Here is a 19,271-nt window from a genome sequence, read left to right as displayed (position 1 = left end):
GTCTCCCTAGGGGGTGGTGGCGACGACCGTGACCGCGCCGGGCGCGACGGTGACCGATCCTTCGTGCCGTACTCCGTCGAACACGCTGGTCCCGGTCACCCCCTCGACCGTCACGGGCTCGTCGCCGTGGTTGATCAGGAAGACGTGGCCGCCCCGGCGGACGAGTTCGAGGGTGTCGGGGAGGCCGCGTGGCCGGGACACGTCCGCGTGGTCGAGCACCTGGCCGAGGAGCTCGCGCAAGCCGGTGACGGGTGCGGTGGCGAGGTACCAGGCGGAGCCCGCGCCCAGGTCGTGGCGGGTGACGGCGGGGTGTCCCGCGTCGGGTCCGGTGGCGAAGTCGCGTACGGCGACCGCGCCCGCCGGGTGGATCCGCTCGGACCAGATCCGGGCCGTGCCGCCGCCCGCCAGCGTCACCGTCTCGTGCTCGCGCAGCGGGTGGAACTCCTCGATCGACAGGCCCAGGAGCTCGCGCAGCGCGCCGGGGTGGGCACCCGGGTGGATGGTGTCGTGCTCGTCGACGATGCCGGAGAAGTAGGAGACGAGGAGGTTGCCGCCCGCCTCCACGTACCGGTGGAGGTTCTTGGCGGACGCCTCGGTCAGCAGGTACGAACTCGGCGCCACCACCACCCGATATCCCGAAATATCGGCGGAAGGGTGGACGAAGTCCACCGTGACGTGCTCCCGCCACAGCGCCTCGTAGAAGGCGTCCATCCGCTCCCTGAACGTCAGGTCCACCGACGGCCGCCAGTCCAGCTCCAGCGCCCAGTACGACTCCCAGTCCCAGACCACCGCCACCTCGGCCCGCACCCGGCTGCCCCGCAGCTCGGACAGCCCGCGCAGGTCGGCGCCCAGCCGGACCACCTCGCGCCACTGCTCGGAGCCGGTCCCCGCGTGCGGCACCATGCCCGAGTGGAACTTCTCGGCCCCGAACCGCGAGGCCCTGAACTGGAAGAACAGCACGCTGTCCGAGCCGCGGGCCACGTGCGCCAGGCTGTTGCGGCGCATCTCGCCGGGGCGCTTGGCGATGTTGCGCGGCTGCCAGTTGACCGCCCCCGCCGAGTGCTCCATGAGCATCCACGGCGCGCCGCCCGCCACCGAGCGGGCCAGGTCGGCGGACATGGCCAGGTCGATGTGGTTGTCCGGCCGCTCGGCCCGCAGGTAGTGGTCGTTGGCGACCACGTCCAGCTCGCGGGCCCACTGCCACAGGTCGGTGGACTTGCAGTTCACGGTGCCGGCGAAGTTCGTGGTCACGGGGATGCCGGGGGTGAGCTCGTGCAGGATGTCGCGCTGGAGCGCGTAGTGCTCGCGGTGCTGGCCGTCGCTGAAGCGGGCGTAGTCGAGGCGCTGGGCCGGGTTGACGACCGTGTGGTTGAACCGGGGGGCGTCGATCTCCGCCCAGTCGGTGTACGTCTGGCCCCAGAACGTGGCGCCCCAGGCCTCGTTCAATGCGGAGACATCCCGGTAGGTGGCTTTGAGCCAGCCGTGCCAGGCCGCCACGCTGTGCTCGCAGTAGCACTCGCCGAGCGGCGCCCCGTACTCGTTGTGCACGTGCCACATGACCACGGCCGGATGCCCGCGGTAGTGCTCGGCCAGCGCGCGCACCAGCCGCGCGGTCGCCTCGCGGAAGGCCGGGGCGCTGGAGCAGGCGCTCTGCCTGCCGCCGAACCCGATCCGCGTCCCCTCCCTGGTCACCGGCAGCACGTCCGGATATTTCCGGATGAACCAGGCGGGCGGGGCGGCGGTCGGCGTGGCCAGGTCGACGGCGACCCCCGCCTCGTGCAGCCGGTCGACGATCTCGTCCAGCCAGCCGAACTCGTAGCGCCCCTCCGCGGGCTCCATCAGCGCCCACGAGAACAGGCCCAGGCTGACCAGGTTGACCCCGGCCTCGCGCATCAGGGCCACGTCCTCCTCCAGGATCTCGCGTGGCCACTGCTCCGGGTTGTAGTCGCCGCCAAAGGCGATGCCGGCAGGACGCTCCGGATACATCCATCCCCCTAGAGAAGCTCTTCTGTGAACGTGCACAGTAGCGCCCACCCGGTCTCGCCGGGAACAGTCGCCCTGACTTATCCCGATAATGGCTGATTAACGAGAGCATAACGACCCCTTGACTGACGTTTCGCGCCTGTTTCACTCTGTGCACGTTCACAGAACTTTCTGGAGGTACGCATGCGCGCCAACCGCCTCGGAGCCGCCCTGGCCGTCGTGCTCACGGCTGCTCTCGCGAGCTGCGGGTCCAGCGAACCCGCCCGAAGCACCGAGGCGGCGCAGAGCCCCACGGCCGCCGCCAAGGGACCGGTCAAGCTGACGTACTGGACCTGGGCCCCCAACATGGACAAGATCGCCGCCGTCTGGAACCAGTCGCACCCGGACATCCAGGTCACGGTCAGCAAGCAGGCGGGCGGTGACGACGCGGCCGCCAAGTTCCTCACCGCGGCCAAGGCCGGCAACCCGCCGGACCTGGTGCAGGCCGAGTACCAGCACCTTCCCTCGTTCGTCGCCGCCGACGCGGTGGCCGACATCAAGGCCGAGACCGCCTCGATCAAGGGCGAGTTCGCCGAGGGCCTGTGGGGCCTGGTCACGCTCGGCACGGAGGGCGTGTACGGGATCCCGCAGGACAGCGGCCCGATGATGCTCTTCTACCGCAAGGACCTGTTCGACAAGTACGGCATCGCGGTCCCCAAGACCTGGCAGGAGTACGCCGACGCCGCGCGCACCGTGCACGGGAAGGACCCGAAGGTGTACCTGGGCACGTTCTCCAGCAAGGATCCGGGAGCGTTCACGGGCCTGGCCCAGCAGGCCGGGGCCCAGTGGTGGTCGATCAGCGGCGAGTCCTGGAAGGTCGGCATCGCCGACGAGCCCACCAAGAAGGTCGCCGACTACTGGGGCGGCCTGGTCAAGGAGGGCGTCATCGACGACATGCCGTTCTTCACCCCCGAGTGGAACAAGGCGCTCAACGACGGCAAGCTGCTCACCTGGCCGTCGGCGGTCTGGGCCCCTGGCGTGCTGGCGAGCAACGCGCCCAAGGCCAAGGGCAAGTGGGCCGCCGCGCCGCTGCCGCAGTGGAACGCGGGCGAGAGCTTCAGCGGTTTCTGGGGCGGCTCGTCCACGGCCGTGTCCGCCAAGACGCCGAACAGGGACGCCGCCGCCCAGTTCGCCACCTGGATGAACACCGACCCCGCAGCCCTGGACCTGCTGGTCAAGGAGGCCGCCATCTACCCGGCCGCCACCAAGGCCCAGTCGTCGCTCGGCCAGGCGCCCGACTACTTCTCCAACCAGCCCGACTTCTGGCAGCAGGCCGCCGCCGTCTCCGCCGTCGCCCGCGGCTTCACCTTCGGCCCGAACGTCGGCGTGACGTACAACGCCTTCAAGGACAACTTCGACAAGGCCGTGCAGAACAAGTCATCGTTCTCCGACGCGGTCCAGGGCATGCAGGACGCGACCGTCGCCGACATGCGCAAGTCCGGATTCCAGATCGCCTCATGAAGAAGTCCGGGAGGGGGGCGTGGCCGTACCTGTTCCTGACCCCCGCGATCGTGCTGTTCACGCTCTTCCTCGCGGTCCCCATCGGGTACACCGTCTGGCTGGCGACGCGCCGTACCAAGGTGTCCGGGCTCGGGCTGGGCAGGGGCGCGCGGAAGGAGATCTTCGTCGGCTTCGACAACTTCTCCGCCGCCCTGTCCGACCCCGAGCTGTGGCACGGCTGGCTGCGCGTGCTCGGCTACGGCGCGCTGGTGCTGGTCGTGATGCTGGGGCTGGCCCTGCTGTTCGCGCTGCTGCTGGACTCGGCGCGGGTGCGGCTGGCCCGGTTCTCGCGGATCGCGATCTTCCTGCCGTACGCGGTGCCGGGCGTGGCCGCCACGCTGCTGTGGGGCTTCCTCTACCTGCCCTCGCTCAGCCCCATCAGGGACGTCCTGGACATCGACTTCCTCGGCGCGAGCACCGTCACGTTCTCCATGGCGAACGTGGCGGTGTGGGGCGGGACCGGCTTCAACATGCTCGTGCTCTACACCACGCTCCGGGCGATCCCGCGCGACCTGTACGAGGCCGCGCGGCTGGACGGCGCGTCCGAGCTCCAGATCGCCCTGCGGGTGAAGATCCCGATCCTCACCCCGGCGATCATCCTGACCACCGTCTTCTCGATCATCGCGACCATCCAGGTGTTCACCGAGCCCACCGCGCTGCGGCCGCTGACCAACACGATCAGCTCCACGTGGAGCCCGCTCATGAAGGTCTACCGCGACGCCTTCGTCACCGGCGACCTGTACTCGGCAGCCGCCACCTCGATCGTCATCGCGGCGATCTCGCTCGTCATGTCGTTCGGGTTCCTGCGCGTGGTCCGCAACCGCGCCTTCGGGGAGGGCTGATGGCCACGACACACCGCGCGACGGTCGCGCGCACGCCGTGGGGGGTGGCCCCGACCGGGCTGCTCCTGCTCGGCGCGATCTACTGCCTGTTCCCGGTGCTCTGGGTGCTGATCGCGGCGACCAAGTCGCCGGGCGAGCTGTTCACCACCTCGACGCTGGCCTTCGGCACCGGGTTCGCCGACAACGTGACCGAGCTGTTCGCCTACCGGGACGGGGTGTTCTGGCTGTGGGCGGCCAACACGCTGCTGTACGCGGGCGGCGGCGCGCTGCTGTCGACCGCGGTCTCGGCGATCTCGGGGTACGCGCTGGCGAAGTTCCGCTTCCCCGGCCGCGACCTCATCTTCAACCTGCTCATCGGCGGCATCCTCGTGCCGGCCGTGGTGCTGGCGATCCCGCAGTACCTGCTGTTCTCCAAGGTCGGGCTGGCCGACACCTACTGGGCCGTCCTGCTGCCGCAGATCCTGCACCCGTACAGCATCTATCTGGCCCGCATCTACGCCACGGCGGCCATCCCCGACTCGCTGCTGGAGGCGGGGCGGATCGACGGGGCCACCGAGTGGCGGCTGATGTACCGGGTGGCCCTGCCGCTGATGGTGCCGGGCATGGTGACGATCTTCCTGTTCCAGTTCGTGGCCATCTGGAACAACTTCCTGCTGCCGTTCATCATGCTCGGCGACGACGGCAAGTTCCCGCTCACGGTGGGCCTGTTCACGCTGCTGGAGTCGGGGGCGAACCAGCCCTCGCTCTACAACCTGATCCTCACCGGGGCCTTCCTGTCGCTCGTCCCCTTGATCGCGCTCTTCCTCACGATGCAGCGATACTGGAAGACCGACCTGTCCTCCGGAGCCGTGAAATGAAGCGCCCTACGATCCATGACGTCGCCGCCGCCGCGGGAGTGTCCCGCGGCACGGTGTCCCGGCTGCTCAACGGCGACAAGTACGTCAGCCCGGCGGCACGCGTGGCCATCGAGCGGGCCATCTCGGAGACCGGCTACGTGGTCAACCGGGCCGCCCGCAGCCTCGTCACCCAGCGCACCGGATCGATCGTGATGGTGCTGTCGGAGCCGCACGAGAAGCTGTTCGAGGACCCCAACTACAGCACGACCATCCGGGTCGCCATCAGGATGCTGGCCGAGCGGGACCTGTCGCTGGTGATGATGCTGGCCGGCGACGAGGGCGACCGCGAGCGGGTGGTCCGCTACGTCCGGGGCGGCCACGCCGACGGGGTGCTGCTGATGTCGACGCACGCCGGCGACCCGTTCATCGACGCGCTGCGTTCGGGTCCGCCCGCGGTCTCCTGCGGCGCCGTCATCGGCAGCGAGGGCGTCATCCCGTACGCCGCCGCCGACGAGCGCCTGGGCGGCCGCCAGATGACCGAATACTTCGTGAACCAGGGCCGCAGGCGCATCGCCATGATCACCGGCCCGATGGACACCCCCGGCGGCATCCAGCGCCTGGAGGGCTTCGCCGACGTGCTGGGCCGCAAGGCGACGAAGAAGCTGATCGCGCACGGGGACTGGACGCAGGCCAGCGGCGAGCGCGCGATGACCGAGCTGCTGGCCCGCACGCCCGACATCGACGCCGTCTTCGTGGCCTCCGACCTGATGGCCGCCGGCGCCCTGGCCGCCCTGCGCGCGGCGGGCCGCCGGGTGCCGGACGACGTGGCGGTGGGCGGCTTCGACGACTCGTCGGTGGCCCTCTCGACGCACCCGCCGCTGACCACGATCCGCCAGCCGCTGGCGGAGGTGGCGCAGGAGACCGTACGCCTGCTGCTCGCGCTCATCGACGGCGCCGAGCACGTGGATCCGGTGATACTGCCCACGGAGCTGGTGATCCGCGAGTCGGCCTGATCCGGTGAGCCGCCGGGCGCGTGCCGGGCAGCCCGGTCAGCCGGCGTTCGCGTTCGCCTTCCTGCGGGCGTACCAGGTGAGCACCCAGAGGACCAGGCCGAGCGCGAGCAGCACGCCCGCGATCTCGTACTGGCCGGAGGGACGTCCGGAGGACCACGGCAGGACCAGGTACACGCACGTGATCGCGCCCACCACGGGCAGGACGCGCCCCGCGCTGAAGTGCCCGGTCGCCGCCCGTTCCCTGCGCAGGACGAGAACGGACACGTTGACCAGCGCGAAGACCGCCAGCAGGAGCAGCGAGGTCGTCCCGCCCAGCAACGACACGACCGGGCTGTCGGGACTCAGCGAGACGAACGTGATCAGCCCGAGGGCGATCACGGTGGTGAACACGATCGCCGCCTGCGGTGTGCGCCGCCCCGGGTGCACCTTGGCCAGGAAGGGCGGCAGCACGCCCTGCTTGCCCATGCCGTAAAGCAGCCGGCTGGCCATCAGCATGTTGATCAACGCGGAGTTCGCCACGGCGAACATCGAGATGAACGGCAGCAGATCGGAGATCGGGAAGCCGGGGGCCGCGGTCTGCACCACCGTCGCGAGCGGGGTCTCGCTCTCGGAGAGCTGTCCGACGGGGACCACGGCGACGGCGCAGATGGACACGAGCACGTAGATCAACCCGGTGATCCCGAGCCCGGTGAACATCATGCGAGGGAAGATCCGGGCCGGATTCTTGGTCTCCTCCGCCATGTTGACCGAGTCCTCGAACCCGACCATGGCGAAGAAGGCCAGCGACGTGGCCGTGCTGACCGCCAGGAACACGCTTTTGTCTGAGGCGGTCTCGAAGGTGACGACGCGGGAGAAGTCGGCGTTCCCGCCGAGGATGAAGTACAGGCTGACCAGGATGACGATCAGCAGACCCGAGAGCTCGACCGCGGTGAGCAGTACGTTGATCTTGACGCTCTCGCCGACGCCGCGGAGGTTGACGGCCAGGACCAGGAGCATGAACGCCAGCGCGATCAGCAGGATGACGCCGTTGCCGACGTCCAGGCCGAAGCCGGTGGCGAGGTTGGCGGCGAAGGCCCGGGACGCCGCCGAGGCAGAGGTGATGCCGGAGCACATCACCGCGAAGCACACCAGGAAGGTCAGGAGGTGCTTGCCGAAGGCCTTGTGCACGTACAGAGCGGCTCCCGCGGCCTGCGGATATTTCGTCACCAGCTCCAGGTAGGAGCACGCGGTGATCAACGCGACGGCGAAGGCGATGGCGAACGGCAGCCAGGCGGCGCCACCCACCTCGCCGGCGATCTCGCCGGTCAGCGCGTAGATCCCGGTGCCGAGAATGTCGCCGACGATGAACAGCAGCAACAGGCCGGGGCCCATCACCTGCTTCAGACTCGGCTCGTCGGCGCCGCTGGTCTCCTCGGCCGGACTGGGGGGTCTGGTTTGGGACATGCGTTAGTCCTTCTCGCTGGGAGCCGCGGGGAAACCGTGATCGCGGGGGGCATGATGGCCGTATGACGATCGAACTGAGCCCGGACGAGCTGCTCACCACCACGCGCAGCGTGCGCAAGCGTCTCGACCTCACCCGGCCCGTCCCCCTGGAGCTCGTGCGCGAGTGCCTCGAGGTCGCGCTCCAGGCGCCCAGCGGCGGCAACCGGCAGGGGTGGCACTGGATGGTCGTGACCGATCCCGAGCTGCGCAAGGCGATCGGCGGCTACTACGAGCGCTCGCACCAGGCGTACTTCGAGTCCGGCTCCTCCGCGCGGGCGCTGTTCCAGGACGACCCGGTCCGGGCGGCGCAGCAGCGGCGGGTGGGCGACAGCTCGCTGTACCTGGCCGAGCACATGGGGGACGTGCCCGTGCTGGTGATCGGGTGCATCACGGTGTCGGGCGACGGGCTGCCCCAGGGGAACCAGGCCGGGCTGTGGGGGTCGCTGCTGCCCGCCGCGTGGAGCTACATGCTGGCAGCCCGCGCCCGCGGGCTGGGCACGGCGTGGACGACGCTGCATCTGGCGTACGAGAGCGAGATCGCCGAGCTGCTCGGCATCCCCGGCGACGTCCGCCAGGGCGTGCTCATCCCGACGGCCTACTTCCTCGGCGAGACGTTCGCCCCGGCGAAGCGGCAGCCGCTCGACGAAGTGCTTCACGTCGATCGCTGGTAGGCGCACAGTAGGAGGATCCGGGAGAAGGAGGCACTCGTGATCCTGCCGACGTCGCTGGTCGGGAGCTACCCGCAGCCGGAGTGGCTGATCGACCGGGCCAGGCTCGCCGGGCGGTTCCCGCCGCGGGTACGGGCCAGGGAGCTGTGGCGGATCCCGCCCGAGCACCTGGCCCAGGCCCAGGACGACGCCACCGAGCTGGCGATCAGGGCCCAGGAACGCGCCGGGCTCGACATCCTCACCGACGGCGAGATGCGCCGCGAGAGCTACTCCAACCACTTCGCCACCGCCCTGGAGGGCGTCGACCTCGACAACCCGGGCACGGCGCTCGACCGCAGCGGCCACCCGAACCCGGTCCCGCGCATCGTCGGCCCGATCCGCCGCCCGGCCCCCGTCCAGGTGGGCGACCTGCGGTTCCTGCGCGCGCGCACCGATCGCCCGGTCAAGATGACGGTGCCGGGGCCGTTCACCATGAGCCAGCAGGCGCAGAACGACCACTACCCGGACGCCGAGGCCGCCGCGATGGACTACGCGGCGGCGGTCAACGCCGAGATCCGCGACCTGTTCGCCGCCGGGGCCGACATCGTGCAGATCGACGAGCCGTACATGCAGGCCAGGCCCGAGGCCGCGCGCGCCTACGGGCTGGCCGCGCTCAACGCCGCCCTCGACGGCGTCGCCGGCACGACGGCGGTGCACATCTGCTTCGGGTACGCCGCCATCATCCACGAGCGGCCGGAGGCGTACTCGTTCCTGCCCGAGCTGGCCGGATGCCCGGTGCGGCAGGTGTCGATCGAGACCGCGCAGTCGGGGCTGGACCTCGGCGTGCTGTCCGACCTCAAGGACAAGACGGTCATCCTCGGGGTGATCGACCTGTCCACGCCGAAGGTCGAGCCGGTCGAGGTGGTGGCCGGGCGGGTGCGCAGGGCGTTCGGCCACGTGCCGCCCGATCGGATCGTCATCGCGACCGACTGCGGGATGAAATATCTGCCGCGCGAGTCGGCCGAGGGCAAGATGCGGGCGATGGCCGAAGCCGCCCGCCTGTTGCGTCACGAAATATCGGCATAAATCGGGGGTTGCCAATTAGGATCATGGCTCCACCCATCCCACCAAGGAGCCGACAGTGCCCGAGAGCGAGCAGGAGCGCGCGCCTCGCGGGATCGACACCAGCAAGCCCAGTGTCTCCCGTGTCTATGACTACATGCTCGGCGGCAAGGACAATTACGAGATCGACCGCCAGGTGGCGGCGGCCGCTCTCCAGGTCGCGCCCGACGCGCCCGAGGCGGCCATGGCCAACCGGGAGTTCCTGCGGCGCACGGTCCACTTCCTGGCGGCCGAGGCGGGCATCCGCCAGTTCCTGGACATCGGCTCCGGCCTGCCGACACAGGGCAACGTCCACGAGATCGCCCAGGCGGTGGCGCCGCAGTCACGGGTCGTCTACGTGGACCACGACCCGATCGTGCTCGTCCACGGCCGCGCCCTGCTCGCCGTGGACGCCAGCACCACGATCGTCGAGGCCGACGCCCGCGAGCCGGGGAAGATCCTCGACGACCCGAAGACGCGCTCGCTGATCGACTTCAGCGAGCCGGTCGGGCTGCTGATGTTCGGGATCCTGCACCACCTGGGCGACGACGAGGACCCGGCCGGCGTCGCGGCCGCGCTCATCGGGCCGCTCGCCCCGGGCAGCCACGTGGTGATCTCGCACTTCCACAACCCGGGCGAGGAGCACCCCGAGGTGTCGAAGCAGGCGTACGAGGCGGAGCGGATCTTCAACGACCACCTCGGCACCGGCCGGTGGCGCACCCGCGAGGAGATCCTCGCCTACTTCGACGGTCTCGAACTGCTGGAGCCCGGCCTGGTGCCGCTGCCCGAGTGGCGCCCGGGCTCCGACGACCGCGCCACGCCGGGCATCACCTACCACACCTTCGTCGGAGGGGTGGCCCGCAAGCCCTAGGCGGGCAGCTTGCCGGTGGCGACCACGTCGCGGTACCAGTGGGCGCTGTCCTTCCAGGTGCGCTCGAGCGTGTCCGGGTCCACCCGCACGATCCCGAACCGCTTGGCGTACCCGTGCGCCCACTCGAAGTTGTCCATCAGCGACCACACGAAGTATCCGCGTACGTCGGCCCCCGCCGAGATCGCCTCGGCCACGGCGGACAGGTGACGGTGCAGGTAGTCGACGCGCCGCTCGTCCCGGATCCGCCCGTCGGGGTCGACGACGTCGGCGAAGGCCGCGCCGTTCTCGGTGATCATCGTGGGCATGGACGGGTAGTCGCGGTTCAGCCGCAGCAGCAGCTCGGTCAGGCCGGTCTCGTCGATGTTCCAGCCCATCTCGGTGTACGGGCCAGGCTGGGGGACGAACTCGACGTCGTCGCAGGCGATCCACGGCGACGCGGCCCCGTCCTGGTGCCCGTCGGCGGTCGCCCGCTCGGAGGATCCGTCCCACTGGCGGACCAGCGTCGGGTTGTAGTAGTTGACCCCGAGCACGTCCAGCGGCTGACATGCGGTGGCCTCGTCGCCGTCGCACACGAACGACCAGTCGGTCACCGAGGCGGTGTCGGCGATGAGGTCGCGCGGGTAGGCGCCCTCCAGCATGGGGCCGAGGAAGGCCCGGTTGGCCAGCGCGTCCGCGCGGCGTACGGCGTCGGCGTCCTGGTCGGACACGCCGCGCACGTGGTGCAGGTTGAGCGTGACCGACATCTGGGCGGCCGGGTCGACGACCGCGCGCAGCGCCTGGACGGCCAGGCCGTGGCCGAGGTTGAGGTGGTGGACGGCGGCCAGGGCGGCGGCGGGCTCGGTCCTGGCGGGGGCGTGCACGCCGGAGGCGTAGCCGAGGTAGGCCGAGCACCACGGCTCGTTCAGGGTGATCCAGGTGCGGACGCGGTCGCCGAGCGTGCGGCCCATGAGGTCGGCGTACTCGGCGAAGCGGTGGGCGGTGTCGCGGTTCGGCCAGCCGCCCGCGTCCTCCAGCTCCTGCGGCAGGTCCCAGTGGTAGAGGGTGGCGACGGGGGCGATGCCACGGGTGAGCAGCCCGTCCACCAGCCGCGAGTAGAAGTCCAGGCCCGGCTGGTTGGCCCGGCCGCCCGGCTGCACGCGCGGCCAGGAGATCGAGAACCGGTACGCGCCCACGCCCAGGCCGACGAGGATGTCCAGATCCTCCTCCAGCCGGTGGTAGTGGTCGCAGGCCACGTCGCCGGTGTCGCCGCCCGTCACCAGTCCCGGGGTGTGGGAGAAGGTGTCCCAGATCGACGGGCCGCGGCCGTCCTCGTTCCAGGCGCCCTCGACCTGGTAGGCGGCGGTGGCGGTGCCCCACAGGAAGTTCTCGGGGAAGGTGGTCATTCAAACTCCTTTTATGGATGCTCGGGCTTTCAAGCCAGAGAGAAAAGGCACACCCGCGTAGCGAGGCAGGAAAGGCGATTCGCCGCCGGGCGGGCCGCCGTCTACTGCAATCGAGCAGTATTTAACTGATCTTCCCGTAGATTGTGAGGCGTGGCGCAGCTCGTGAAGCGGGCCTACAGGTACCGCTTCTACCCGACCTCCGAGCAGGCTTCCGAGCTTGCCCGGACGTTCGGGTGCGTGCGCCTGGTCTACAACAAGGCGCTGGAAGAGCGGACCCGGGCCTACATCCTGGAAGGCAAACGGGTCTCCTACGTGGAGTCCTCCGCCGCGCTGACGGCGTGGAAGAAGACACCCGAGCTGGCGTTCCTGGGCGAGGTGTCGTCGGTGCCGTTGCAGCAGGCACTGCGCCACCTCCAAGCCGCGTTCGCGAACTTCTTCGCGCGCAGGGCGAGGTATCCGACCTTCAAGAGCAAGAAGAAGGCACGCGCGAGCGCGGAGTACACCCGCTCGGCGTTCCGCTGGCGTGAGGGCCAACTCTTTCTGGCGAAGATGGACGCGCCGCTGGACATCGTGTGGTCGCGTCCGCTGCCCGAGGGGGTCGAGCCGTCCACGGTCACGGTGTCGAGGGACGCGGCCGGGCGGTGGTTCGTGTCCATCCTGGTCGAGGAGAAGATCTCGCCGCTGCCGCCGGTGGAGTCGTCGGTGGGCGTGGACGCGGGCATCACGGCGCTGGCCACGCTCTCGACCGGTGAGAAGATCGTCAACCCGCGTCACGAGCGTGCCGACCGGCGCAAGCTGGCCAGGGCTCAGCGATCGCTCGCCCGTAAGGAGAAGGGATCGAACAACCGGGCCAAGGCCCGGCTGCGCGTGGGCAAGGTGTACGCCCGGATCGCCGACCGGCGCCGGGATCATCTGCACAAGGTGACCACACGGCTTGTTCGCGAGAACCAAGTGATCGCCGTGGAGGACCTGACGGTCCGCAATATGGTCAAGAACCGCTCGCTGGCCCGCGCCATCTCGGATGCGGCCTGGCGCGACCTGCGGATGATGCTGGAGTACAAGGCCGCCTGGTACGGGCGCACGCTGGTGGCGGTGGACCGCTGGTTTCCCTCCTCCAAGCTGTGCTCGGCCTGCGGGGCCCTGCAAGGAGCGATGCCGTTGAACATCCGGGAATGGACCTGCGGCTGCGGCGCGGTCCACGACCGGGACGTCAACGGTGCGAAGAATGTGCTCGCCGCCGGGCTGGCGGAGAGCTGAAACGCCTGTGGAGCTGGTGTAAGACCTCAACGAGAGTCCTCTCGGGCGGGCGACCGGCAGTGAAGCAGGAAGGCCAACCGGCGACGGTTGGAATCCCCCTCGTTTGCTAGGGGGAGGAGGTCAATCCGCTCCTTGAACGAGGGCCGCGACGGCCTGGGGAGCCAGCATGATCTGGCCGTCCACGGCGGATCCGGTCAGCCGGTCGGTGGCCGGGTGGGGGAGCGGCACGCGCGCCGCCTCCGAGCCGTGGTTGAGCAGGAACAGCACGTCGCCGCGGCGCACCGCCTCGACCATGGGCGGCAGGTCCGGCAGGACTCCCCGCACGCCCGCGTCGGCCAGCGCCCGCGCGGCCAGCTCGCCGAGCGCGTCCGGTTCGGGCATCGTCGCCACGTACCAGGCGACCCCCTGCCCGGCCCGGTGCCGCAACAGCGCAGGCCCGCCCCCGTCGAATCCCTGGGTGAACTCGGCCACCACCTCTGCCCCCTCCGCGGCGACCAGCTCGGTCCAGGCGTGCGCCGTGAACTCCGCCCCGGTGGCCCACCGGCACCGCACGGGCCCGTCCACGGGCCGCCACTCCTCGCCGGACGCGCCGAGCACCTCGCGCAGCGGCGCGGGGAACCGTCCGGTACGCACGTGCGCCCGCTCGTCCACGATCCCGGAGAACGGGCCGACGACCAGGACCCCGCCGCCGCGTACGTAGGCGGTCAGGGCCACGGCGTCGGCGTCGCGGATCAGGAACAGGTTCGGAATCACGACGAGGGCGTAATCGTCGAGCGCGGCGGAGGGGGGTACCAGGTCCACGGTCACGCCGCGCTCCCAGAACGGCAGGTAGTAGCCGAAGAGCTGGTCGGTCGCGGTGAGGCGGTCGCTCGGCCGGCCGCGCTCCTCCAGCGCCCACCAGCTCGCCCAGTCGAAGACCATCGCCACCCGCGCGGGCACCGGCTGCCCCGCCACGGACGCCAGCTCGCGCAGCTCCCGGCCGTGCGCGCGGACCTCGGCGTGCAGGCGGGTGTCGGGTCCGGCGTGCGGGAGCATCGCGGAGTGGAAGCGCTCGGCGCCGAACCGGGAGGCCCGCCACTGGAAGTAGCACAGCCCGTCCGCGCCGCGGGCGAGCGCCTGCAGCGACTCCAGCCTGAGCCGGCCGGGTGGTTTGGGCGGGTTGTGCGGGCGCCAGTTGACCGCGCCGGCGGCCTGCTCCATCAGCAGCCACGGCCTGCCCTTGGCCAGGCCGCGCATGAGGTCGTGGGTGAGGGCCGTGCGGGCGGGCGCGAGCGGGTCCGACGGGTCGGGGTAGTGGTCGTTGGAGACGATGTCCTCCTCGTCCGCCCACGACCAGTAGTCGACCGGCTTGAACAGGCCCATGAAGTTGGTGGTGACCGGGATGCCGGGGGTCCTGGCGCGCAGGAGGTCGCGTTCGGCGCGGAAGTGGGCGAGCAGCGCGTCGGAGCCGAAACGCCAGAAGTCGAGCTGCTGGGAGGGGTTGATGATGCAGGGGGCGCGGCGCGGGGTGAGGATCTCGGCCCAGTCGCTGTAGCGCTGGCTCCAGAACGTGGTGCCCCACGCCTCGTTGAGCGCGTCCAGGTCGCCGTAGCGCTCCCGCAGCCAGGCACGGAACGCCTCGGCGGAGTCGTCGCAGTGGCAGACCTGGCCGTACTCGTTGCCCACGTGCCACAGCGCCAGGGCCGGGTGGCCCGCGTACCGGTCGGCCAGGTCGCTCACGATCGCCAGCGCCCGCTCCCGGTAGACGGGGGACGACGGGCAGAACTGGTTGCGCGAGCCGTACCAGAGGCGGTGCCCGGCCTCGTCGACCGGCAGGGTCTGCGGCCACCGGTGCCCCAGCCACGGGGGCGGCGAGGCGGTGGGGGTGGCCAGGTCCACCGCGATCCCGGCCTCGCCCATGAGGTCGAGCACCCGGTCCAGCCAGGCGAAGTCCCGCTTGCCCGGCTCCGGCTCGATGCGCGCCCAGCTGAAGACGCCGACCGTGACGAGGTTGACCCCGGCGGCCCGCATCAGCTCGGCGTCCTCGGCCCACACGTGCTCGGGCCACTGCTCGGGGTTGTAGTCGCCGCCGAACAGCAGCCCGCGCCCGGCGGTGAGCGTGTGCGTGCCCAGTCGTCCCGTCACGATCCGGTCCTTTCGCCTTCGCGGGGTGGTGCGGAGCTGTCGCCGACGACGAGGCGGCACGGCAGCAGCCGCTGCGCGGGCGGCCCGTCGCCCTCCAGCCGGTCGATGAGCATGCGGGCGCCGAGGCCGCCCAGCTCGGCGCTCAGCGGCTCCAGCGTGGTGAGCCTGGGGTGGAACATCTCGGCGACCCGCGCCGACGACAGCACCAGCAGCAGCGTCAGGTCCTCGGGGATCCGCCAGCCGCGCGCCGCCACGGCCGCGATCACCCCGACCGCCGCGTGGTCGTCCATCACCGCCAGCGCCGTCGTGTCGGGATGCGCGGCGACCAGCCGCTCGAACGCCTGCCCGCCCTCGTCGGCCGAGCCGGGCCGGAAGTCGTCGACGTAGCCGATCCCGGCCGCGCGGGCGGCCTCGGCGAACTCCGCCCCGGCCCGGATCGCGGGCCCGTACCGCGCCGCGTACCGGTCGGCCGAGAGGTTGAAGAAGGCCAGCTTGCGGTGCCCGAGCCCGGCCACGTGCGTCACGGCGGCCGTGGCCGTGGCCGCGAAGTCGATGTCGGCGTAGTCGATCGAGCCCGGGTCGCGGGTCCGCCCGATCATGCTGAACGGCACGCCCGCCTCCACGAGGAACTCCGTGCGCTCGTCGTCCAGCCCGACCTCCATCAGCAGCACGCCGTCCACCAGCCCCAGCCCCGTGATGTGGCGCAGCTCCTCGACCGGCTCGGCGTGCTCGGGGGAGAGCAGCAGGTGGTAGCCCAGCTCGCGGGCCGCCTCCGCGGCGCCGGTGGCGAACTGCATCTCGGTCAGCCCGAAACCGCTGCGCGGGGTGGGGTACAGCAGGGCCAGGATGCGGGTGCGCTTGCTCTGCAGGCCACGGGCCAGCAGGCTCGGGCGGTATCCCAGCTCGGCCGCCGCCTGCTCGATCCGCCGCCGGGTGTCCGCCGCCACGGGGCGGGTGCCGTTGAGCGCGGCGGACACGGTGCTCACCGCGACCCGCGCCCGCTCCGCCACGTCACGTATCGAAGACATGCCACTGCCGATCCGCTGGGGTCGAAACGTTTCGCACAACGTAGGACGCGGTTTGCGGGGCTGTCAATGGGGTGGAATCGGTCGTCCCAAATCACGGGCCCGCGCGCAGGGCATCGCCCGCCTCCCGGCCGGGCCCGTAGCGGATCTTCGTGACGCCTGACGGCTCAGGGCGGGGGAGCCGTGGACCGGCGCTGGATCAGCTCGATCGGCCCGGCCAGCACCTCCGCCACCGTGTCGTCCGGCTTCAGGCTGGCCAGCAGGGTCACGCCGCGGCGGCCCAGCTCGCCCAGCGGCATCCGCACCGTCGTGAGCGCGGGATTGAGGTAGCTGGCCAGCTCCAGATCGTGCACGGCGACGATCGAGACGTCCCGCGGGATCTCCAGCCCGGCCGCGCGCACGCCCTCCATCGCCCCGATGGCCGAGGCCACGTTGGCGACGAACACCGCCGTCGGCCGCTCGGGGGCGGCCAGCAGCCGGGCCATCGCCGCCGCCCCGCCCGCCGGCGTGTAGTCGGCCGCCACGATCGGCCCCTCCGGCAGCCCGGCCTCGCGCATCGCCGCCGAGTAGCCTGCCGACCTGCGCGTGGCCGTGTCGGCGCGCGCCGGGCCCGCCAGGTGGGCGATGCGTCGGTGGCCCAGGCGTACGAGGTGCTCCACCGCCAGCGCGGCGGCCCGCGCGTCGTCGAGGATGACGTAGCGCTTGACGCTCCTGCTGCGGTTGTTGAGCATCAGCCACGGGATGGCGGACCGGTCGAGCTGCGCGATGAGCCCCGACTCGTCGCCGGTCCCGGCCAGCAGCAGGCCGTCGATGCGGCCCTGCCCGATCCGGTCCATGTAGTCGCCCAGCGCCGCGCCCGACGCGCTGCCGGTGACCAGCACGTAGCCCTGCGAGGCCGCCTCCGCCTCCGCGCCCTTGATGATCTCCGCGTAGACCGGGTTGGCGAAGTCGGGGATGAACAGCCCGAACATGTGCGCCCGTGACGTGCGCAGGCTCCGCGCGGCCACGTTGGGCCGGTAGCCGAGCTCCTCGACCGCCGCCAGCACCCGCTCCCGCGTCTCCGGCCGGATGTTGAGCGTGGGATCCTTGTTGACGACGCGGGAGACGACCGCCCGGTCGACCTTGGCGACGGCGGCGACGTCGGCCAGCGTGACCCGGGAACGCTTCATGACGACGATCCTCCCCTGTCCGCCGGGCGGCAGCGCACGCTCTCGCCGGTGTCCATCGAGCGGTAGAGCGCGTCGAGCAGGCGCAGCGTGCCGAGGTTGTCGGCGCCGGAGGTCTCCGGCTCGCCGCCCTCCGCGACGGCCCGCAGCAGCGAGCCCATCGGCCCGGCCACCGCGTCCGGCAGCCACCGCCCGGTCACCGGGTACGGCAGCCAGCCGTCCGTCGGCAGCGCCCGGCTGTGCACGGCCAGGGTGTCGGGGCGGCCGTGCGGGTAGTCGTACAGCAGGCCGAGCGTGCCCTTGATCGCGCCTTCCGTGCCGTCGACGCGGAAGGACGCCTCCTGGTCGCCGGCGCGGTTCTCGTGCGTGACGTGCACCAGCGCCCGCAGGTCGCCCGGGTACACCAGCGTGCTCATCGTGCGCGTCTCGCCCTTGGCGAGCTGGCCGGGCGTGCGGCTGCCGGTGCAGAAGACCAGCTCGGGGTCGCCCAGGATCGAGCGGATCGCGTCCAGGTAGTGGATGGAGTGGTAGACGATCTCCAGCCGGTCGGTGGTGACCAGCCAGTCCCAGGCGCTCCAGTCGGTGAGGATGTTCACGGTGAACGTCATCGCCGTCGGCTCGCCGATCCAGCCCGCGCGCACCATGGCCCGGGCGGCGGCGATGCCCTCATCGAAGCGGAGTTGCTGGTTGACCGCGACCTTCAGGCCGCTGGCCGCCGCCAGGTCGACGATGCCCCGGCCGGTCGCCACGTCGGGCGCGAACGGCTTCTGGCACATCAGGTGCTTGCCCGCCGCCAGCGCCGCCCGCGCGATGCCGGGCTGCGCGCCGGGCGCGACGGCGATGTCCACCACGGCCACGCGCTCGTCGGCCAGCAGCTCCTCCAGCGAGCCGTACGTCCTGGGCACCCCGTGCCGCCGGGCCACCTCGGCGGCGCGATCGGCGTCGAGGTCGTACAGGCCGGTCACCTCCAGCCCGGCCTGCCGGTAGGCGGGCAGGTGGGCCACGTCCACGATGGCCCCGGCGCCGACGACGGCGACGGGCAGGCGGTGCGCGGCCGGGATGGACAGGTCGGCCGCGGCGGAGATGGGCGCGAACACGTCGATCACGCGGCGGCCTCCCGGGCGAGCAGGCCGGGGATGTGGCGGAGGGTCATGGCGCCTCCTGGAGGCCGTAGAAGCGGGTGGCGGTGCCGCCGAGTACGGCCGCGCGGTCGGCGGGCGGGAGCCCCGACAGCAGGACGTTCGTCTCCCGCCACACCTTCGCGTAGTCGCCGGCGAGCAGCGCCACCGGCCAGTCGCTGCCGAACATCAGCCGCTCGGGGCCGAACGCCTCCAGCGCGTGCTCCACGTAGGGCCGCAGGTCCCCGGCCGTCCACGTGGCGGCGTCGGCCGCCGTGTTCAGGCCGGACACCTTGGCGTACACGCCCGGGCACTCGGCCGCGCGGGCGAGCAGGGACGCCCACGGCTCCCAGCCCTTCTCCTCGATCGGCGGCTTGGCCAGGTGGTCGATCACCATCCGCAGCCCCGGCACCCGCTCGGCCAGCACCGGCACGTGCTTCAGGTGCCGCGGCAGCACCGCCACCACGTCGAACGGCAGCCCGGCCGCGGCCAGCAGCCCGAGCCCCTCGATCACCGGGTCCTGGAGCACCCAGTCGGGGTCGGGTTCGTCGTGGATGAGATGCCGCACCCCCGCGAACCTGGGATGCCGCCGGTACCGCTCCAGCGCTTCGGCCGCCTCGCCGGGCCGGTGCAGCGGCACCCAGCCCACCACCGCGCCGATGAAGTCGTGCGCGTCCGCCTGCGCGAGCATGGCGTCGGTGTCGGCGTAGGAGTCCATCGACTGCACCAGCACCGTGCGGCCGACCCCGGCCGCCGCGAGCTGGGGGATGAGCTCCGCCGGCTCGAACGTGCGGTGGATCGGCCCGTGCTCGGGCGTCAGCCACGGGTACGAGCCCGTCTCCAGGTTCCAGAAGTGCTGGTGGGCGTCGACGACGGTCATCCAGC

General features: G+C 71.4%; 15 protein-coding genes and 1 pseudogene. 8 read left to right on the top strand and 8 right to left on the bottom strand.

The features are described 5' to 3' along the window. Window positions 1-6: 6 nt before the first annotated feature. Window positions 7-1,986 carry a beta-galactosidase gene (locus tag AB0J87_RS28430; RefSeq protein ID WP_363969926.1) on the bottom strand — a complete coding sequence of 660 codons (1,980 nt, stop codon included), beginning with the start codon at window positions 1,984-1,986 and terminating at the stop codon, window positions 7-9. Window positions 1,987-2,166: 180 nt separating this feature from the next. Here AB0J87_RS28430 and AB0J87_RS28425 point away from each other — a divergent pair, with 180 nt between their 5' ends. The 4 genes from AB0J87_RS28425 to AB0J87_RS28410 are packed head-to-tail and all read left to right on the top strand — an operon-like array spanning window position 2,167 to window position 6,213. Next, window positions 2,167-3,483: an extracellular solute-binding protein gene (locus AB0J87_RS28425; protein ID WP_363969924.1), complete on the top strand. Its 1,317-nt coding sequence runs from the start codon at window positions 2,167-2,169 to the stop codon at window positions 3,481-3,483. Continuing rightward, window positions 3,480-4,364, top strand: a complete 885-nt coding sequence (locus AB0J87_RS28420; protein ID WP_350735197.1) for a sugar ABC transporter permease — start codon at window positions 3,480-3,482, stop codon at window positions 4,362-4,364. The genes AB0J87_RS28425 and AB0J87_RS28420 overlap by 4 nt, the downstream gene beginning before the upstream one ends. After that, a complete protein-coding gene (locus AB0J87_RS28415) occupies window positions 4,364-5,221 on the top strand; it encodes a carbohydrate ABC transporter permease (RefSeq protein WP_350735199.1) in 858 nt (285 codons plus the stop codon). Before AB0J87_RS28420 ends, AB0J87_RS28415 begins: the two co-directional genes overlap by 1 nt. Beyond that, entirely contained in the window at window positions 5,218-6,213 is a 996-nt protein-coding gene (locus AB0J87_RS28410; protein ID WP_363969921.1) for a LacI family DNA-binding transcriptional regulator, read from the top strand. Before AB0J87_RS28415 ends, AB0J87_RS28410 begins: the two co-directional genes overlap by 4 nt. A 36-nt stretch (window positions 6,214-6,249) precedes the next feature. Here the strand turns inward: AB0J87_RS28410 and AB0J87_RS28405 are convergent, their stop codons facing one another. Further along, on the bottom strand, window positions 6,250-7,656 hold the full coding sequence (locus AB0J87_RS28405) for an APC family permease (protein ID WP_363969919.1): 1,407 nt from the start codon (window positions 7,654-7,656) through the stop codon (window positions 6,250-6,252). 62 nt (window positions 7,657-7,718) lie between these two features. On the opposite strand from AB0J87_RS28405, the gene AB0J87_RS28400 reads away from it, so the two are divergent. From AB0J87_RS28400 to AB0J87_RS28390, 3 genes are read left to right on the top strand one after another with little or no spacing between them, the layout of a single operon-like run. Further along, a complete protein-coding gene (locus AB0J87_RS28400) occupies window positions 7,719-8,366 on the top strand; it encodes a nitroreductase family protein (protein WP_363969917.1) in 648 nt (215 codons plus the stop codon). A 36-nt stretch (window positions 8,367-8,402) separates the two neighbouring features. After that, window positions 8,403-9,428, top strand: a complete 1,026-nt coding sequence (locus AB0J87_RS28395) for a hypothetical protein (protein ID WP_363969915.1) — start codon at window positions 8,403-8,405, stop codon at window positions 9,426-9,428. A gap of 55 nt (window positions 9,429-9,483) precedes the next feature. Then, window positions 9,484-10,314, top strand: coding sequence for an SAM-dependent methyltransferase (locus AB0J87_RS28390; RefSeq protein WP_363969912.1), 831 nt, complete (start codon window positions 9,484-9,486; stop codon window positions 10,312-10,314). Here the strand turns inward: AB0J87_RS28390 and AB0J87_RS28385 are convergent. After that, window positions 10,311-11,696: a GH1 family beta-glucosidase gene (locus AB0J87_RS28385; protein ID WP_363969910.1), complete on the bottom strand. Its 1,386-nt coding sequence runs from the start codon at window positions 11,694-11,696 to the stop codon at window positions 10,311-10,313. The genes AB0J87_RS28390 and AB0J87_RS28385 overlap by 4 nt on opposite strands. Before the next feature lie 150 nt (window positions 11,697-11,846). Here AB0J87_RS28385 and AB0J87_RS28380 point away from each other — a divergent pair. Continuing rightward, window positions 11,847-13,063, top strand: a pseudogene (locus tag AB0J87_RS28380) (RNA-guided endonuclease TnpB family protein). A gap of 10 nt (window positions 13,064-13,073) precedes the next feature. Here the strand turns inward: AB0J87_RS28380 and AB0J87_RS28375 are convergent. From AB0J87_RS28375 to AB0J87_RS28355, 5 genes are all read right to left on the bottom strand, one after another. Then, window positions 13,074-15,077: a beta-galactosidase gene (locus AB0J87_RS28375; protein ID WP_363969908.1), complete on the bottom strand. Its 2,004-nt coding sequence runs from the start codon at window positions 15,075-15,077 to the stop codon at window positions 13,074-13,076. Beyond that, window positions 15,074-16,105, bottom strand: coding sequence for a LacI family DNA-binding transcriptional regulator (locus AB0J87_RS28370; RefSeq protein ID WP_363969906.1), 1,032 nt, complete (start codon window positions 16,103-16,105; stop codon window positions 15,074-15,076). The genes AB0J87_RS28375 and AB0J87_RS28370 overlap by 4 nt, the downstream gene beginning before the upstream one ends. A gap of 164 nt (window positions 16,106-16,269) precedes the next feature. Beyond that, window positions 16,270-17,271 (bottom strand): LacI family DNA-binding transcriptional regulator, encoded by a 1,002-nt coding sequence (locus tag AB0J87_RS28365; protein ID WP_363969904.1) that lies wholly within the window; start codon window positions 17,269-17,271, stop codon window positions 16,270-16,272. Then, window positions 17,268-18,374, bottom strand: a complete 1,107-nt coding sequence (locus AB0J87_RS28360; RefSeq protein ID WP_363969902.1) for a Gfo/Idh/MocA family oxidoreductase — start codon at window positions 18,372-18,374, stop codon at window positions 17,268-17,270. The genes AB0J87_RS28365 and AB0J87_RS28360 overlap by 4 nt, the downstream gene beginning before the upstream one ends. A gap of 43 nt (window positions 18,375-18,417) precedes the next feature. Further along, on the bottom strand, window positions 18,418-19,266 hold the full coding sequence (locus AB0J87_RS28355) for an amidohydrolase family protein (protein WP_363969900.1): 849 nt from the start codon (window positions 19,264-19,266) through the stop codon (window positions 18,418-18,420). Window positions 19,267-19,271 lie beyond the last annotated feature (5 nt).

The organism is Nonomuraea sp. NPDC049625 (assembly GCF_040675285.1).
GTDB lineage: Bacteria > Actinomycetota > Actinomycetes > Streptosporangiales > Streptosporangiaceae > Nonomuraea > Nonomuraea angiospora_A.
This window is presented reverse-complemented; position numbering and strand designations above follow the sequence as displayed.

Coding starts and splice junctions, on each gene's coding strand:
- AB0J87_RS28430 (WP_363969926.1), bottom strand. CDS start 1,986: ATGTATCCGGAGCGTCCTGCCGGCATCGCCTTTGGCGGCGACTACAAC.
- AB0J87_RS28425 (WP_363969924.1), top strand. CDS start 2,167: ATGCGCGCCAACCGCCTCGGAGCCGCCCTGGCCGTCGTGCTCACGGCT.
- AB0J87_RS28420 (WP_350735197.1), top strand. CDS start 3,480: ATGAAGAAGTCCGGGAGGGGGGCGTGGCCGTACCTGTTCCTGACCCCC.
- AB0J87_RS28415 (WP_350735199.1), top strand. CDS start 4,364: ATGGCCACGACACACCGCGCGACGGTCGCGCGCACGCCGTGGGGGGTG.
- AB0J87_RS28410 (WP_363969921.1), top strand. CDS start 5,218: ATGAAGCGCCCTACGATCCATGACGTCGCCGCCGCCGCGGGAGTGTCC.
- AB0J87_RS28405 (WP_363969919.1), bottom strand. CDS start 7,656: ATGTCCCAAACCAGACCCCCCAGTCCGGCCGAGGAGACCAGCGGCGCC.
- AB0J87_RS28400 (WP_363969917.1), top strand. CDS start 7,719: ATGACGATCGAACTGAGCCCGGACGAGCTGCTCACCACCACGCGCAGC.
- AB0J87_RS28385 (WP_363969910.1), bottom strand. CDS start 11,696: ATGACCACCTTCCCCGAGAACTTCCTGTGGGGCACCGCCACCGCCGCC.
- AB0J87_RS28370 (WP_363969906.1), bottom strand. CDS start 16,105: ATGTCTTCGATACGTGACGTGGCGGAGCGGGCGCGGGTCGCGGTGAGC.
- AB0J87_RS28365 (WP_363969904.1), bottom strand. CDS start 17,271: ATGAAGCGTTCCCGGGTCACGCTGGCCGACGTCGCCGCCGTCGCCAAG.
- AB0J87_RS28355 (WP_363969900.1), bottom strand. CDS start 19,266: ATGACCGTCGTCGACGCCCACCAGCACTTCTGGAACCTGGAGACGGGC.